This window comes from Kribbella sp. NPDC003505, from assembly GCF_040610875.1.
Classification (GTDB): domain Bacteria; phylum Actinomycetota; class Actinomycetes; order Propionibacteriales; family Kribbellaceae; genus Kribbella.
In genome coordinates this window covers 302,870-318,230 of sequence record NZ_JBEXNA010000007.1, presented here as the reverse complement: position 1 = coordinate 318,230, position 15,361 = coordinate 302,870, and the positions used below count along the sequence as shown (strand labels likewise).

The window sequence follows — 15,361 nt, the reverse complement described above, 5'->3', positions numbered from 1 at the left end:
CGTTTCATCTCCATGAAGCGCACAGTCGAGCCCAAGGTCCTGTACTTCGGTACGCCGGTCGTCCTGATCAGCTCCGCCAACCCCGACGGCACCACGAATCTCGCCCCGATGTCGTCGGCCTGGTGGCTCGGCTACACCGCGATGCTCGGGATGGGGACGAGCGCGCAGACCGTGAAGAACCTGACCGAGCGGCCGGAGCTGGTGCTGAATCTGGTCGACCCCGCGATGGTCGCGGCGCTCGACCGGATCGCGCTGCTGACCGGGTCCGCGGAGATGTCCGACGCGAAGCGGGCCCGCGGGTACCGGCACGAGCCCGACAAGTTCGCGGCCGGCGGGCTGACCCGTGAGCCGAGCGAGCTGTCCGGCCTCGACTCCGTCCTGGAGAGCCCGATCAACCTGGAGGGCCGGATCGAGTCGGTCACCGGGATCGGCGGGCCGGACTCGCGCCTGTGCGCACTGGAGATGAAGGTCGAGCGGGTCCGGGTGCGCGAGGATCTGCTGATGAGCAACGAGCGCTACATCGACCCGCTGCGCTGGGATCCGCTGATCATGAAGTTCACCGAGTACTTCGCGGGCGGCGCACCGGCGTACCCGTCGTCACTTGCTCGGGGCTGGCAGATGCCGCCGATGGTCGTCGGTACGAACGGCTGACCGCGGCGCGGGCCGTCGGACGATCGTGCACGCCATGCCCCCGATGACGAGCACCGCGGCGATCGCCTGCTGCGCACCGACGGCCTCACCCCGCAGGACCCACGCCGCGGACATCCCGACGACGGGCACCAGCAGCGAGAACGGCGCGACCGTGCTGGCGGCGTACTGCCGGAGCAGGTAACCCCAGACACCGAAGCCGAACAGGGTGGCCCCGAAGGCGAGGTAGGCGATCGCGCCGATGCCGCTCAGGTCGATGGTGCGCAGCGCCTCGACGTCGGCGCGCGGGCCTTCGGTGAGCAGCGAGAGGATCAGCAGCGGTACGACGGCGACCGCACTGATCCACACCATGAAGCGCAGCATGTCCGGCGGCTTGGCGTACCGGGTGATCGTGTTGGAGATGCTCCAGGACGCGCCGGCGACGATCACCAGCACGAGTGCGCCGAGCGGCGCGGACAGCTTGCGGTCGAGGACGATCAGGACGATCCCGGCGCAGGCGATCGCGATGCCGAGGATGTGTGCGGGCCGCGGGCGTTCCCGCAGGACGGTGATCGCGATCAGGACCGTGAAGATCACCTGACTCTGCAGCACGAGCGACGCCAGGCCCGCCGGTACGCCGTGGTCCATCGCGATGAACAGCAGCCCGAACTTCGCCACGCCCAGCGCGAGTCCGACGCCCACGACGTACCGCCAGGCGACGCGTGGTCCGCCGAGCACGAAGATCGCCGGGACGGCGACGAAGAAGAACCGCAGCGCGGACAGCAGCAGCGGCGGAACGCCTTCCAGACCGACCTCGATCACCACGAAATTGATGCCCCAGACAACGACGGCGGCCAGGGCGAGGAGCAGGTCACGAGGCTTCATGCCGTCCAGTCTCAGCCGGAGTACACTTAAGGACCAGCACCGATTACTACAGCTATCGATGTAGGAGAGCTACATGATCGATCTCGGGCGGCTCCGCGCACTACACGCCGTGGCGCAGTACGGATCGGTCAACCGGGCGGCCGAGGTGCTCGGCTACACGCCGTCGGCGGTGTCGCAGCAGCTGGCGAAACTGGAGCGGGAGACCAGGACGACGCTGGTCGAGCGTCAGGGCCGCGGGATCGTGCTGACCGACGCGGCCCGGCAGTTGGCGTCGACGGCCGCGCGGATTCTCGAGCTGGTCGAGGACGCCGAGCTGACCCTGGAGGAGCAACGCGGTCAAGCCATCGGGACGCTCGGCATCGCCGCGTTCCCGACCGCGGCGCGCGGATTGCTGCCGCCGGCTCTCGCCCGGCTGGTCGACGATCACCCGCAGTTGGACGTCCGGGTGCTCGAGACCGATCCGTTCGAGGCCGTGGCGGCGGTGAACCGCGGCGAGATCGACATCGCGATCGTCCACGACTGGCACAACACCCCGCTCACCCTGCCGGACGGACTGTCGCGGGTGAAGCTCGGCACGGACCCCGCCGACGTCCTGGTGCCGCGGACGCATCGTCTGGCAGGCAAGGAGTTCGTCCATGCGGAGGACCTCGTCGGCGAGCGCTGGATCTGCCAGCCCGTCGGGTCGATCTGCTACGAGTGGCTGATCCGGACGATGCGCCGCGCGGGCGTGGAGCCCGAGGTCGCGTACTCGGTCGCGGAGTACCAGACCCAGCTGGCGATGCTCGACCGCGGCCTCGGGATCGGCCTGCTCCCCCGCCTCGGCCGCGGACCGGTCCCAGACGGCGTGGTCGTCGTACCACTGCAGCCTGCCCCGAGCCGCCGCCTGTACGCCGTGTGGCGCACCACGACCTCGCGCCGCCCGGCGATCACCGTCACGCTCGCGACGCTGAAGGCTGCCTGGCCCGACCGGGACACCGCCTGATCGATTGTGATCACATTGCGCGACCGGTTGACAGCGTTCCGCGTCGGCCACTACGTTCTCGTGAACTATTAGGAAACCTTCCTAATCATCCTCCCCGACGCCCCCTCGGAGGACGTTCATGATCCACTCACTCCTGGCCGGCGCCCTGCTGGCTGCTTCGGCCGTGCTACCTGTTTCCATGCCGGCCGCCGACACCCCGGTCGGCCGCAACGGCCAGCTGCACGTCTGCGGCACCAAGCTCTGCAACGAGCGCAACGAACCCGTCCAGCTGCGCGGCATGAGCACGCACGGCCTGCAGTGGTACGCCAACTGCCTGAAGACCGCCTCGCTGGACGCCCTGGCGAACGACTGGAACGCCGACATCCTGCGCATCTCGATGTACGTGCAGGAAGGCGGCTACGAGACCGACCCGGCGAAGTACACCAACCTGGTGAACACGCTCATCGAGGAGGCGACCGAGCGCGGCCTGTACGCGCTGGTCGACTGGCACCAGCTCGACCCCGGCGACCCGAACGAGAACCTCGACCTGGCGAAGCGGTTCTTCACCGAGATCGCCGAGCGGCACAAGGACAAGCTCAACATCATCTACGACATCGCCAACGAGCCGAACGGCGTCAGCTGGGCCGGCATCAAGTCGTACGCCGAGCAGATGGTGCCGGTGATCCGGGCCAAGGACCCCGACGGCGTGATCTTCGTCGGCACCCACGGCTGGGCCTCGCTCGGGGTCTCCGACGGCGGCAGCGAGGCCGACGTCATCGACAACCCGGTCAACGCGTCGAACCTGATGTACACCTTCCACTTCTACGCCGCCTCGCACAAGCAGGAGTACTTCGACGCCCTGTCGCGCGCCGCGGACCGGATCCCGCTGTTCGTCACGGAGTTCGGCACGCAGACCTACACCGGGGACGGAGGCAACGACTTCACCTGGTCGCAGAAGTACCTGGACTTCCTGGAGAGCAAGCAGATCGGCTGGACGAACTGGAACTTCTCCGACGACGTCCGCTCCGGCGCGGTCTTCAAGGAAGGCACCTGCGACGGCGACGACTTCACCGGGACGGCGATGCTCAAACCGGCCGGCGTCTGGGTCCGCGACCACATCCGCAACCGCCCGTCGGCCACGGCGACGATCGACGTCAGCACCTCCGCGCAGCTCGCCGCCGCGCTGACCAACGCCAAGCCCGGCGACACCGTCAAGCTCGCCGACGGCACCTACACCGGCAACTTCAAGACCACGGTCGACGGCACGTCCGCGGCGCCGATCACGCTGACCGGCTCCGCGAACGCCGTACTGAAGGCCGGCGGCGGCTACGGCCTGCACCTGAACGGCGCGTCGTACTGGACCGTGCGCGGCCTCACCGTGACGGGCGGCCAGAAAGGCATCATGATCGACGGCGCCACCCGCGTGACGATCGACGGCGTCACCGTGCACGGGCTGGACATGGAGGGCGTGCACTTCCGCAACAGCAGCACGTACGGCGTGATCAAGAACTCGCGCATCTACGACACCGGGAACGACGGCCGCGGGATGGGCGAGGGTGTGTACGTCGGCAGCGCGGGCGGCACCTCGGACAAGTCCGACCACGTGCAGATCCTCGGCAACACGATCGGCCCGGACGTCGGCGGCGAGGCGGTCGACCTGAAGGAAGGGACGACCGGCGGGCTGGTGTCCGGCAACAGCTTCGACGGCCGCGGCCTCACCGGCGCGAACTACGACGACAGCTGGATCGATGTCAAGGGCAACAACTATGTCATCGAGAACAACACCGGCAAGAACACCACGAACAACGGCTACGAGACGCACACCCAGCAGTCCGGGTGGGGCTGCGGGACGGTGTTCCGCGGCAACACCTCCGACCTGACCGGCGCGACCGGCAGCGGCCGGTACGCGTTCAACATCACCACCTACAACGCGAGCAGCTGCAAGGTCACCGTCGACCGCAGCAACACGATGACCGGCGGAAAGGCCCTGACCAACCCAGGCATCCCGGTCACCTGACAAGGCCCCCCGGCCGCCCTGCCCGGCGGCCGGGGCCCCGGCCCGGCTGTCCCGCCCCGTCAGCCGGGCCGAACGCCGACGATCCGGCGGAGTTTGGTTTCGGTCTCGTTGTCGAGGGCGGTGTAGACGGTGGCCCGGAGCGGGCCGAGCTGGGACAGCCAGAGGTTGATCGGCTCGATGCGCAGGATGCCGTGGCCGTCGATCTCGAGCATCTTCGTGCGGGTGCTGGGCGCGGCCACGTCGTACCGCTCCCAGAGCTCCGCGAAGTACGGCGAGCTGTTCAGCAGGCCGTGGATCAGCTCCTGCCAGAGCGCATCGCCGAGGTGGTCGGCGGACGCGGCGCGGAAGGCCGCGACCATGTGGTGCTTGGTCGTTTCCCCGTCGACGAAACTGCACTTCCACTCGTCGGACACGAAGTTCAGCCAGAGCATGTTCCGCTCGTCGACCGGCACCTGGTCGAGGTCGAGGACCACCCGGCAGTACGCCGTGTTGAAGGCGAGGATGTCGTACCGCTCGTTCAGCACGACCGCCGGGTACGGCGAGACCGCGTCGAGGGTCTTCTGCACCGACGGAGGCAGCGCCGAGCACACGCCCTGCGTCGGCCCGAACCGCAGCCCGGCCAGCCGGAACAGGTGACTGCGCTCCTGCCGGTCGAACCGCAGCGCCGTCGCGATCGCGTCCAGGACCTGCGCGGACACGTTGATGTCCCGGCCCTGCTCGAGCCACGTGTACCAGGTGACGCCGACCCCGGCGAGCAGCGCGACCTCTTCGCGCCGCAGCCCCGGCGTCCGGCGCCGGCCGCCCGGCGCGAACCCGACTTCGTCCGGGCGGATACGTTCCCGCCGGCTGCGCAGGAACACGCCGAGCTCGCGGCGCTGGGCCGTTGCCGTTGTGTCGGAGGCGACTGTCATGCTTCCATCATGGACACCGGCCCAACCGGGTGCCAGGTGCTGTGAGTAATAGGATAAGCAGACTCTCACTACCAGGCTCGGAACGCCGTCAGGCTGGACGCATGACAGACCAGCTCCAAGCCACCACTGTCCCGGTCGCCGCCCGGTCACGGGCCGCGACAGGCCTGGGACCGGTGGCCCTCACCAGCCTGCTCTTCGGCTCGCTCCTGCCGATGCTCTCGTTCTTCATGGTCAACGTCTCGCTGCCGGCGATCGCGACGGACCTGCACGCGAATGCCGGCCAACTCCAGCTCGTGGTCGGCTGCTACGGCATCGCGGTGGCCACGCTGCTGGTCGTCGGCGGGCGGCTCGGCGACAGCTTCGGGCGCCGGCGCCTGTTCCTGATCGGCCTCACCGGCTTCACCGTGTCCGCGCTGATCTGTGCGGTCGCGCCGACCATCGGCGTACTGCTGGCGGCTCGCATCGTGCAGGGCGTGTCCGGTGCCGCGATCACGCCGCAGGTGCTCGCGTCGATCACCAGCCTGCTCACCGGCGAACGCCGGTCCCGCGGCATGGCCATGTTCGGGGTCGCCAACGGGATCGGTGCGGCGCTCGGCCAGATCCTCGGCGGTGTCCTGATCGAGGCCGACCTGTTCGGCCTCGGCTGGCGCGCGGTGTTCCTCGTCTTCGTGCCGGTGGGCGTCATTGCGATCGCCACCGCGCTCCGCGTGCTCCCGGAAAGCAAGGCGGAGCAGGCGCATCGCGTTGATCTCGTCGGAGCCGCACTGCTCGCGCTCACCCTGGTACTGCTGCTCCTGCCGCTCACCGAAGGCAGGCCGCTCGGCTGGCCGCTGTGGACCTGGCTGAGCCTGGCTGCGGTGATTCCGGCGACCGCGCTCCTCGGCGTACACCAACACCGAGCCGAGCGCTCCGGTCACGCCCCGCTGATCCCGCCGACGGTACTGCGCCTGCGAGCGATGCGGATCGGCCTGCTGCTGGCCGTCGGCTTCTTCAGCACGTTCGGCGGTTTCATGTTCTGTTTCGCGCTCGCGACGCAGGGCGAGGCACACATGACTCCGTTGGAGGGCGGGCTCAGTCTGCTGCCGTTGGCGATCGGCTTCCTGATCACCTCGATCTACGCACCACGCCTCCAGCAGCGGTACGGCGCTGGGCTCATCCTGCGCGGCTGGATCATCCAGGCAGTCGGGTACGCCCTGCTCGGCGTCGTTGCGCTGACCCTGTGGCCGCACGTCACCCCGATCACCATCGGCGCTCCACTACTGGTCGGCGGCATCGGCGCGGGACTCGTCATGGTGCCCCTGATCGGCGTTGTGGTCGGCCAGGTTCCCCCGGCCCAAGCAGGCCTCGGCTCCGGCATCCTCCTGACCAGCCAGCAGACCTGCCTCGCACTAGGCGCAGCCACCGTCGGCACGGCGTACTTGTCCCTTGCCGGCACCTCCTGGGGTCAGGGCGGTGCACTGGCGGCGGTAGCCATCGGAATCGCAGCAATCTCCCTGCTGATGACCCCGATCACGCACCAGTTGCGGACCAGTGGGAAGGGCGCGTAAGAGCTCGCGGGAGCTTCGTGAACTGGTCGCCGCGAGCGGCGTTGACCTGGGACTGGGTGAGAAACAGGGCTCCTGTCAGGTCGGCGCCGCTCAGGTCGGTGTCTCGGAGGTCGGCGCCGATCAGGTCCGCCTGGCGTAGGTCGGCCTCGCGGAGGTCGGCACCGATCAGATAGGCGCCGCGCAGATTGGCCTTCGCGAGGTCGGCTCGACTCAACCGGGCTCCGATCAGGTCAGCGCCGCGGCGGTCCTTCCGCTTGGGTTGCTTGCCGCGGACGTGCCGGCTCGTCGTCAGGAGCAGCTCGTTGACCACGGCTCGCTCGGCCGCCACGTCGATGGCCGTGAGGTCCGCCGTACGGCACACGGCCTCGACCCTGTCGATCGCCGGCTGGGCGTCCGCGGTGTATTCGAGCGCTTCGGTGAGATACCAGAGCAGCTCGTGCAACTGGCGCAGGATCGGGAGGGCGGCGAACATCTCCGGCCCCGGCTTCCCCATCCGCCGCGAGATCACCTGCCCCGCACCGAAGCAGTCGTAGACCGTGCAGCCCGCAAATCCCTCGACCCGCAGCCTGCTGTGGATCGTGCAGCGGTGGTCGTCGCTCAGGTTCGGGCAGGCCTCACCGGCCGGCTTGTCGATCGCGAAGTCCGCCGACTTGGTGAACGTCAGCGCGATGCAGCACAGGCCGAAGCAGCTACCGCAGTCCGCCTGGAGCTCAGTTCTGCTCGGCAACCGTCTGGCCGGTGCGGCGCCAGCGGATGCCGGCCTCGATGAACTCGTCGATCTCACCGTCGAACACCCCGGAGGTGTTGCCCGACTCGTACTGCGTCCGCAGGTCCTTCACCATCTGGTACGGGTGCAGGACGTACGAGCGCATCTGGTCGCCCCACGAGCCGGCCACGTCGCCGCGCAGCGCGTCCAGCTGGGCCCGCTCCTCGGCCTTCTTCAGCGCCAGCAGCTTGGCCTTCAGGATGACCATCGCGCTGGCCTTGTTCTGCAGCTGGGACTTCTCGTTCTGGCAGGAGACCACAGTGCCGGTCGGGATGTGTGTGATCCGGACCGCGGAGTCGGTGGTGTTGACGCTCTGACCACCCGGACCGGACGACCGGTACACGTCGATCCGCAGCTCTTCTTCCGGTACGTCGATCTCGTCGGTCTGCTCGAGCACCGGGACCACCTCGACGGCCGCGAACGACGTCTGCCGGCGGCCCTGGTTGTCGAACGGCGAGATCCGCACCAGACGGTGCGTCCCGGACTCGACACTCAGCGTGCCGTACGCGTACGGCGCCTTGACCGCGAACGTGGTCGACTTGATACCGGCCTCTTCGGCGTACGACGTGTCGTAGACGTCGGTCGGGTAGCCGTGCCGCTCCGCCCAGCGCAGGTACATCCGCTGCAGCATCTCGGCGAAGTCCGCCGCGTCGACACCGCCCGCGCCGGAACGGATCGTGACGAGTGCCTCCCGCTCGTCGTACTCACCGGACAGCAGGGTGCGGACCTCGAGGGACTGGATCGCCTTCGCGACCGACCCCAGCTCCTTCTCGGCCTCGGCCAGGCTGTCCGCGTCGTTCTCCTCGCGGCCCAGCTCGATCAGCACCCCGAGGTCGTCGAGCCGGCCGCGCAGCGCGGTCACCCGCTCGACGTCGGCCTGCAGGCTGGACAGTCGCGACGTCACCTTCTGCGCGTTCGCCTGGTCGTCCCAGAGGTCGGGCGCAGCGACCTGCTCGCCGAGCTCGTCGATCTCCTTGCGCAGCGCAGGGAGATCCATCACTTTCTCGATCGAGGTCATCGTCGCGTCGAGCTGCTTCAGCTCCGCGTCAAAATCCAGTCCAGCCACAACTAGGCAGCTTAGCTCAGGCAAGCCCACGGCGAAGAACGGCGAAGACTTCGGCGATCGCCTGCTCCAGCCTCGCCTGTGCTTCGTCGAGTTCCGCGGGCGACGCCTCGTCGGGCAGGACGGCCATCAGCCGCTCCTCGAGAACCTTCTGCGCGGCGGCGTACAGGGCCGCGATCAGGCGGTTGCGCAGATGGTCCGGCGACCGCTCGTCCAGCGCTTCGGTCAGGGTCACTTCCAGTTGGTCGGCGTTCAGCCTGCGCCGGGCTTTCAGCGCCGGACTGTCGTCGATCGTGCGCACGAACTGCTTCCAGGTGGCCAGGTGCCCGACCGCGAGCCGGTCCCGCGTCTCCTTGAGGTACTGCGCCTCGAGCACGTCGACCGGATCCGCCGGCGGCGGCGCCTCGCGGATCGCGCGCGCCGGCCCCGCCCACCAGCCCGGCTCGTCGAAGAACAGGTCCTCCTTCGCCGGGAAGTGGTTGAACACCGTCTGGACGGCGACATCCGCGGCCCGCGCCACCTCGGCCACCGTGACCGCGTCGAAGCCGCGCTCGAGGAACAGCGTGGTGGCCACATCCGAGATGGCCTGCCGCGTCTGCTGCTTCTTGCGTTCCCGCCGCCCGAGCTCCATTGCCGCAACTGTAGCCGGTCTGCTTTACTGATTCCATTGTTGTAGTCACTACATTTTTGGAGCACATCCAATGACTGTTCTCGTCACCGGCGGCCGCGGCGCGATCGCCCGCGCCGTCACCGCCGGCCTGATCGCGGCCGGGCAGGACGTCCGCGTCGCCAGCCGCGAGCCCTCCGCCCTTCCGTCCGCCGTCGCCTACGACGCTTCGGACCCCGCCCCGGCGCTGCGCGACATCAGCCAGGTCTTCCTCTACTCCGACCCGTCGACCGCGCCCGCCTTCGTGGCCGCTGCCGAGGCCGCCGGTGTGAAACAGGTTGTCCTGCTGTCCTCCCTGTCGTCGCTCGGCGGACCCGACGACCCGCACGCGAAGACCGAGCAGGTCGTGGCGAACGCGTCGTACGCGACCACCCGGCTGCAGCCCGGCGCTTTCATGAGCAACGCGAAGTACTGGGCGTACCAGGTGCGCTCGACCGGTCAGATCCGGCTGCCCTACCTGGACGCGGAGGAGGCGCCGATCCACGAGCAGGACATCGCCGACGCCGCGCTCCGCGTGCTGCTCGACGGGCCGGGCAACGGCCACGACGGCCGCGGGTATCCGATGACCGGGCCGGAGTCGATGACGCGCCGGCACCAGATCGGGCTCGTCTCCGAGGTCACCGGCGTGCCGATCGAGGCCGTCGACCTGACCCCCGACGAGGCCCGCGCCGAGCTGCAGATGCGCGACGAAGGACAGCGCGAAACCCTGCTGGCCTACTGGGCCTCCCGCGTCGGCTCGCCCGCCACGATCGAGCCCGGCGTCGAACTCCTGACCGGCCACACCGCAAGGACCTTCACCACCTGGCTCAACGACAACCCAGGCCTCTTCACCTGACCCGCGGCTGGGCGGAGCTCAGCGGATCGGGACGATGGCGGCGGCTTCGGAGGCGACGTCCGCCGTGCCCGGGAAGCCGGGCGGGCGGAACGGGAGCTCGGCGGTGGAGGTGAGTCGCACCGTCACCGTCGTCCCCTCGACGTCCACGGACCAGTCGAGATCGTCGAACCTGTTGCTCGCAGCAACATCGTCGAGATAGTCCGCGGTCAGCTGCCGTGCCTGGTCCGGATCGATCGCGGCATTGCCACCCGCGCCCGGCTGGGCATAGACCGCGGCGAGACCGTTCGCGGCCGCGAGCACCGCGCCGTCGGCCGTGGCGTCCAGGTCGCGACGGACCAGGAACGCCTTCGAGATGTCCGTCACCACGACGATCATCATCAGCACGACCACGGTGAACCCGACGATCAGGACGGTCAGCTGCCCTTCCTCGCCCCGCCGGCCGCGCCTCATCCGTCCCCCTTGGCCTGGCGGTAGTCACCGAACGACTCGGTGTGCGAGGCGCTGATCCGGATCGCCGGTGGTTCGCCGCCGAGCGCGTCCGGGATCAGCGGCAGCCGGACCTTGGTCTCCAGCGTCACCGTCACGGTCGACCCCGGCTGCAGGCAGGCCGGGTCGCAGGAGATCGTGAGCTCGTCCGAGCCCAGCTCCATACCCTGGTCCTTCATCGCCAGCTGCGCGGCGTCGAAAGCGCGAGCCCGTGCCTCCTCCTCCGACACACCGTCCGGCACGATCACGAAGGCCCGCCCGGCGGCGCGAGTGGCTGCGGTCGCGCCGTACGACGCCCGCTGGACGTCGAACACACCGAGCATCATGTACACCAGCGGAACCATCAGCAGGATCGCCAGCCAGGAGAACTCCACGACGGCGCTCCCGCGCTCGTCCCGGCGGCGCCTCACTCGCCGGTCTCCTTCACGGCATGTCCCTCGACGGTGAACGAGATCCCCGGCCCCCACAGCCCGAGCGGCGGCATGTGCGCGTGGACGGTCACCTCGACCCCGGGCTGTCCGTCGACATCGGTCTCCTCCGCGGACACCGAGTCGACGAGACCGTCGGTCACCACACCGTTGATCAAGTCCCGGGTGCGTGCCTCCCCGTCTGCCGGTGCGCGGTTGAGTACGGCTGCGTAGTGCGCGCCTTCGGACGCCGCGGCGGTCACGGTGTTGCGCACGTACAGGAACAGGCCGACCTGCAGGATGCCGAGGAACAGCGGGACCAGAATCGTCGAGACCAGGACGAAGTCGACGACCGCCGATCCCCGCTCACCACGAGGCGTTGGCATCTACTTGTTGGAGACCGACGACAACGCATCCTTGAGCATCGCGACGAGCTGGTCCTTGGCGAGCGTCCAGATCGCGACGACCAGACCGGCCGTCATCACGGTGATCAGCACCCAGCCGGGCACGTCGCCGCGCTCCTTGTCAGCCGGACGCGGCTTCAGCAGCAACGTCAGGTACAGCCTCGTCAGGTACAGGGACATGACCTCTCCTCAGTTCATCCGGCGATCAGCCGGATTCCGACAGCGCCCGGGTAGAAGGCGAAAGCGATGGTCACCGGCAGGACCAGGAAGATCACCGGGATCATCATGGCGACCTCACGGCGGGCGCCGGACTCGATCAGTTCGCGGCGCCCGGCCTCCCGGATGTCACCGGCCTGCGCACGCAGGACGTCGGCCAGCGGGGTGCCGCGCTCGAGCGCCACCGCCAGTCCGTCCGCGAAGCGCGACAGCGCCAGCAACCCCGTCCGGTCCGCGAGCGCGTCGAGCGCGCGGACCAGTGTCTCTCCGGCCCTGGTCTCCGCCAGGACACGTTTCAGCTCCTCGGCCAGCTCGCCACGGCACGCCCGGGCCACCCGGTCGAGCGCGGCCGCGGGACCTTCGCCGGCGGCGACCGACAACGCCAGCAGCTCCGCCACGGTCGGCAGCTCGGCGAGCAGCCGGCGCTCGCGACGGCGGACCTGCGAGGTGAGATAGGTGTCGCGAGCAAGCACTCCGACCACCCCGAGGATCAGGCAGAACACCAGCAGGCCGACCGGATTGCCGAGGCCGAACGCGACCGACACGATCGAGATCACCAGGCCGCCGCCGAAGGCCAGCGTCCCCCAGAGCAACTGCTCGATCCGGAACTCCTCGACCGTCCGCTCCAGCCCGGCCCGCTGCAGCCGCCGGCGGATCGTGCCCGCGCCGCCGAGGATCCGCTCCAGCCGTTGCGCGGCCGACCGCAGCGACGGCCCGAACAGCCGCAGGATCGCGTAGAACGGCGACCGTGAGTCCACCACGCCGACGAACACGTCCGGCGCGCCGAGATCCCGCAGGTACGGCGAGATCCGCTCGTCCACCGAGGGCTTGCGCAGGAACGGCAGCCGCAGCACCACGACCAGCAGGCCGGCGCCGAGCAGCGCACCGAGGAAGCCACCGACCAGCACCGGGTTCATCGCAGCACCCGCTCCGGCTCGGGCAGTCGGCCGATCCGCAGCATCAACCGGTACGCGATCACGCAGACGATCGCACCGGCGCCGATGACCACCGCACCCAGGGGCGTGTTGTACCGCTGGATCACGTCGCCCTGGAACGACAGCAACGCCAGCACCAGCCAGGGCGCCGCGACCGCGACCCGCGCGCCGTTGACGGACCATGACTGCCGGGACTCCAGCTCGGACCGGGTCCGCGCGTCGTCGCGCAGGAACGTCGACAACGACCGCAGCAGCCGGCCGAGGTCACCGCCACCGACCTCGCGCGCGATCCGCAGCGCCTCGACGACACGGTCACCGACCGGGTCGGCCAGCCGCGCCTTCAACCGGTCCAGCGACTCCGCGAACCGCCCGGTCGACGCGTAGTCCGCACCGAACCGGCGGAACGGCTCCCGCAGTGGCAGCGGTCCCCGCTCGCCGACCTGAGCCAAGGCCTCGGACAACGACAGGCCGGCGCGGACCGCGGAGGCGATGTTGTCGACCACGTCCGGCCAGAGCTCGCGGAACTCGGCGATCCGCCGCCGGGCACGAGAACGCACCAGCGCGATCGGCAACCAGCCCGCCATCACCCCGAACACCACCCCGACCGGCAGTGCCTTGGACACCAGAAACATCAGCAGGAAGGCCGCCAGCCCGGTGATCCCACACGCGCCGATGAACGCGCCCGGCGTCAGGCCCTCGATACCGGCACTCGCGAGCAGTTCCCGGCTCCTGCCGCGCAGCCGGCCGTCTGCGCCGGGCACCGCCTCGGCCGGGGCCACGAACGCCGCGATGATCAGCAGCAGACCGACGCCGAAGAACATCCCGATCAGCAGCCCCATCAGCCCGCCGCCCCACGCGGCAGCTCGGTGAGCAGCCCGGCCACGTTGTATCCCGCCTGCTGGAAACGCTCCGGATGCGGCAGATGCCCCTCCGCGCGGCGCAGGTAACCGTCGTACGTCCCGAAGAGGGTCTCGGTCTCGATCGCCTGCTCCTCGACCCGTCCGGTGACGGCCACGATCTCCCGCACCCGCCGGTGCCCGTCGGCCGCGATGCCGAGGTGCACGACGAGGTCGACGCAGCCGGCCACCGTCGGCAGCACGAACCGGGAGCCGATGTTCTCACCGGCCAGCAGCGGCAGCGTGCACATCTTGGTCAGCGCCTCGCGCGCCGAGTTCGCATGGATGGTGCACATGCCGGGGAGGCCGCTGTTCAGCGCGAGCAGCAGGTCGAGGCACTCCTCGCCGCGCACCTCGCCGACGATGACCCGGGACGGCCGCATCCGCAGCGACTCCTTCACCAGGTCGCGCAGCCGCACCTCGCCGGTGCCTTCGAGACCGGCCTGCCGGGTCTGCATCGACACCCAGTCGGGGATCGGCAGCTTGATCTCGAAGACCTCCTCGCAGCTGATCACGCGCTCGCTGCCGGGGATCGAACCGGCCAGGGCGTTCAGCATCGTGGTCTTGCCGGCCTGCGTGCCGCCGGAGACCAGAACATTGAGGCCGACGGCAACGGACGCCTCCAGCACCGCGGCCGCGTGCGGCGTCAGCGACCCGAGCTGGACCAGGTCGCTGATCCGGGTCGCGCGGACGGTGAACTTGCGGATGTTGATCGCCGCATACCGCTGGGTGATGCCGCCGAGGACGATGTGGACGCGGCTCCCGTCGGGCAGCCGGGCGTCGGTGAACGGCTGCGAGACGTCGATCCGGCGGCCGGTGGTCTTCAGCATCCGCTCGACCAGGTCTGCGACCTCCTCCTCGGTCAGCACGGTCGTGGTCAGCTCGTGCCGGCCCTCGCGGGCGATGAAGACCCGGCTGGGCTCGTTGATCCAGATCTCCTCGACCGACGGGTCGTCCAGATAACGCTGCAGCGGTCCGAAACCGGCGACGCGGTCGTGCACCTCGCGGCTGACCGCCTCCACGTCGCCGATCGGCGGCACCACGCCGGTCAGGCTGCGCTCGTCGTACTGCCGGACGACAGTGGCGACGATCGCGTTCACGGCGGCCGGGTCGCGGAGCGGGTCGATGCCTTCGCGGCGCACCACGTCGCGCACCTGGGCGTCGATCAGCTCGACGGCACCGCTCCAGCTCGCCCGGTGCGCGTCGAGCCTGTCCGCAGTCATCGATCTCCCCGTGTGTGTCCCGTCTGGCGACCATGCTCGGTCACCCTGCGCGACCATCCTTGCAACCGTGGGGCACCGGGCGCCACTCGCGTCCAGCTGTCCTGTGGATAACCGTGACACGCCGATGGCTCACCGACCGTATCGATCGGGTCACGGGCAGGTCCAGGAAATTGCATCTTGTTGCAGTTCCGCCGGTAACAGAACCGCGACTCACGGCGTCGAACCGGGTGACAGGACCTCGGGGAGGGTGGCCTTTGACACAGTCGACGGACGATTTCGAGGAGTTCGCCAGGGCGCGCACACCGCAGTTGTACCGGTCGGCGTGGCTGCTGGCCGGTGAGCATCACCTGGCCGAGGACCTGGTCCAGGAGACGCGCAGCGCGGAGCAGGTTGCGTACGACCTCGGCAAGAACACCGGTGCGATCAGAACGCGCACGTCACGCGCACTCGACCGCCTCAGGGCAGTCCTGGGCGACGAAGCCATCCATCTGGCCGCACTATGACCCGGGAGCCCC

General features: G+C 69.4%; 18 protein-coding genes. 6 read left to right on the top strand and 12 right to left on the bottom strand.

What is annotated here, in order from left to right:
• Positions 1–12: 12 nt before the first annotated feature.
• A complete protein-coding gene (locus ABZX12_RS25495) occupies positions 13–651 on the top strand; it encodes a flavin reductase family protein (RefSeq protein ID WP_355696968.1) in 639 nt (212 codons plus the stop codon).
• Here the strand turns inward: ABZX12_RS25495 and ABZX12_RS25490 are convergent.
• A complete protein-coding gene (locus ABZX12_RS25490; RefSeq protein WP_355696967.1) occupies positions 598–1,512 on the bottom strand; it encodes an EamA family transporter in 915 nt (304 codons plus the stop codon). The two genes, ABZX12_RS25495 and ABZX12_RS25490, sit on opposite strands and share 54 nt — an antisense overlap.
• A 73-nt stretch (positions 1,513–1,585) precedes the next feature.
• On the opposite strand from ABZX12_RS25490, the gene ABZX12_RS25485 reads away from it, so the two are divergent.
• The gene (locus ABZX12_RS25485; RefSeq protein WP_355696965.1) at positions 1,586–2,494 is read left to right on the top strand and encodes a LysR family transcriptional regulator; all 909 of its coding nucleotides are present in this window, start codon (positions 1,586–1,588) and stop codon (positions 2,492–2,494) included.
• 118 nt (positions 2,495–2,612) lie between these two features.
• A complete protein-coding gene (locus ABZX12_RS25480) occupies positions 2,613–4,490 on the top strand; it encodes a cellulase family glycosylhydrolase (protein WP_355696963.1) in 1,878 nt (625 codons plus the stop codon).
• Positions 4,491–4,549: 59 nt separating this feature from the next.
• Here ABZX12_RS25480 and ABZX12_RS25475 read toward each other — a convergent pair whose 3' ends face one another.
• Positions 4,550–5,401, bottom strand: coding sequence for a helix-turn-helix transcriptional regulator (locus tag ABZX12_RS25475; RefSeq protein WP_355696961.1), 852 nt, complete (start codon positions 5,399–5,401; stop codon positions 4,550–4,552).
• Positions 5,402–5,502: 101 nt separating this feature from the next.
• On the opposite strand from ABZX12_RS25475, the gene ABZX12_RS25470 reads away from it, so the two are divergent.
• The gene (locus ABZX12_RS25470; protein ID WP_355696959.1) at positions 5,503–6,948 is read left to right on the top strand and encodes an MFS transporter; all 1,446 of its coding nucleotides are present in this window, start codon (positions 5,503–5,505) and stop codon (positions 6,946–6,948) included.
• On the opposite strand, the gene ABZX12_RS25465 is transcribed toward ABZX12_RS25470, so the two are convergent.
• Genes ABZX12_RS25465 through ABZX12_RS25455 form a run of 3 tightly spaced genes read right to left on the bottom strand, consistent with a single transcriptional unit; the run spans position 6,911 to position 9,408 of the window.
• Positions 6,911–7,675: a pentapeptide repeat-containing protein gene (locus ABZX12_RS25465; protein ID WP_355696957.1), complete on the bottom strand. Its 765-nt coding sequence runs from the start codon at positions 7,673–7,675 to the stop codon at positions 6,911–6,913. The genes ABZX12_RS25470 and ABZX12_RS25465 overlap by 38 nt on opposite strands.
• Entirely contained in the window at positions 7,659–8,780 is a 1,122-nt protein-coding gene (gene prfB / locus ABZX12_RS25460) for a peptide chain release factor 2 (protein WP_355696955.1), read from the bottom strand. Before prfB ends, ABZX12_RS25465 begins: the two co-directional genes overlap by 17 nt.
• 16 nt (positions 8,781–8,796) lie before the next feature.
• On the bottom strand, positions 8,797–9,408 hold the full coding sequence (locus tag ABZX12_RS25455) for a helix-turn-helix domain-containing protein (protein WP_355696953.1): 612 nt from the start codon (positions 9,406–9,408) through the stop codon (positions 8,797–8,799).
• Between the two features lie 70 nt (positions 9,409–9,478).
• Between ABZX12_RS25455 and ABZX12_RS25450 the strand changes: the two genes are divergently transcribed.
• Positions 9,479–10,279, top strand: a complete 801-nt coding sequence (locus tag ABZX12_RS25450; RefSeq protein WP_355696951.1) for a hypothetical protein — start codon at positions 9,479–9,481, stop codon at positions 10,277–10,279.
• A gap of 18 nt (positions 10,280–10,297) precedes the next feature.
• Here the strand turns inward: ABZX12_RS25450 and ABZX12_RS25445 are convergent, their stop codons facing one another.
• The 7 genes from ABZX12_RS25445 to ABZX12_RS25415 are packed head-to-tail and all read right to left on the bottom strand — an operon-like array spanning position 10,298 to position 14,846.
• Positions 10,298–10,729 (bottom strand): pilus assembly protein TadG-related protein, encoded by a 432-nt coding sequence (locus ABZX12_RS25445; RefSeq protein WP_355696949.1) that lies wholly within the window; start codon positions 10,727–10,729, stop codon positions 10,298–10,300.
• A complete protein-coding gene (locus ABZX12_RS25440; protein WP_355696948.1) occupies positions 10,726–11,175 on the bottom strand; it encodes a hypothetical protein in 450 nt (149 codons plus the stop codon). Before ABZX12_RS25440 ends, ABZX12_RS25445 begins: the two co-directional genes overlap by 4 nt.
• Entirely contained in the window at positions 11,172–11,558 is a 387-nt protein-coding gene (locus ABZX12_RS25435) for a TadE/TadG family type IV pilus assembly protein (protein ID WP_355696946.1), read from the bottom strand. Before ABZX12_RS25435 ends, ABZX12_RS25440 begins: the two co-directional genes overlap by 4 nt.
• Positions 11,559–11,756, bottom strand: coding sequence for a hypothetical protein (locus tag ABZX12_RS25430; protein ID WP_355696944.1), 198 nt, complete (start codon positions 11,754–11,756; stop codon positions 11,559–11,561).
• A 14-nt stretch (positions 11,757–11,770) separates the two neighbouring features.
• Positions 11,771–12,709: a type II secretion system F family protein gene (locus ABZX12_RS25425; protein WP_355696942.1), complete on the bottom strand. Its 939-nt coding sequence runs from the start codon at positions 12,707–12,709 to the stop codon at positions 11,771–11,773.
• Entirely contained in the window at positions 12,706–13,566 is an 861-nt protein-coding gene (locus ABZX12_RS25420) for a type II secretion system F family protein (RefSeq protein WP_355696940.1), read from the bottom strand. The genes ABZX12_RS25425 and ABZX12_RS25420 overlap by 4 nt, the downstream gene beginning before the upstream one ends.
• Positions 13,566–14,846 carry an ATPase, T2SS/T4P/T4SS family gene (locus tag ABZX12_RS25415; protein WP_355696938.1) on the bottom strand — a complete coding sequence of 427 codons (1,281 nt, stop codon included), beginning with the start codon at positions 14,844–14,846 and terminating at the stop codon, positions 13,566–13,568. The genes ABZX12_RS25420 and ABZX12_RS25415 overlap by 1 nt, the downstream gene beginning before the upstream one ends.
• A 254-nt stretch (positions 14,847–15,100) precedes the next feature.
• On the opposite strand from ABZX12_RS25415, the gene ABZX12_RS25410 reads away from it, so the two are divergent.
• Entirely contained in the window at positions 15,101–15,349 is a 249-nt protein-coding gene (locus tag ABZX12_RS25410; RefSeq protein ID WP_355696936.1) for a hypothetical protein, read from the top strand.
• Positions 15,350–15,361: the final 12 nt, after the last annotated feature.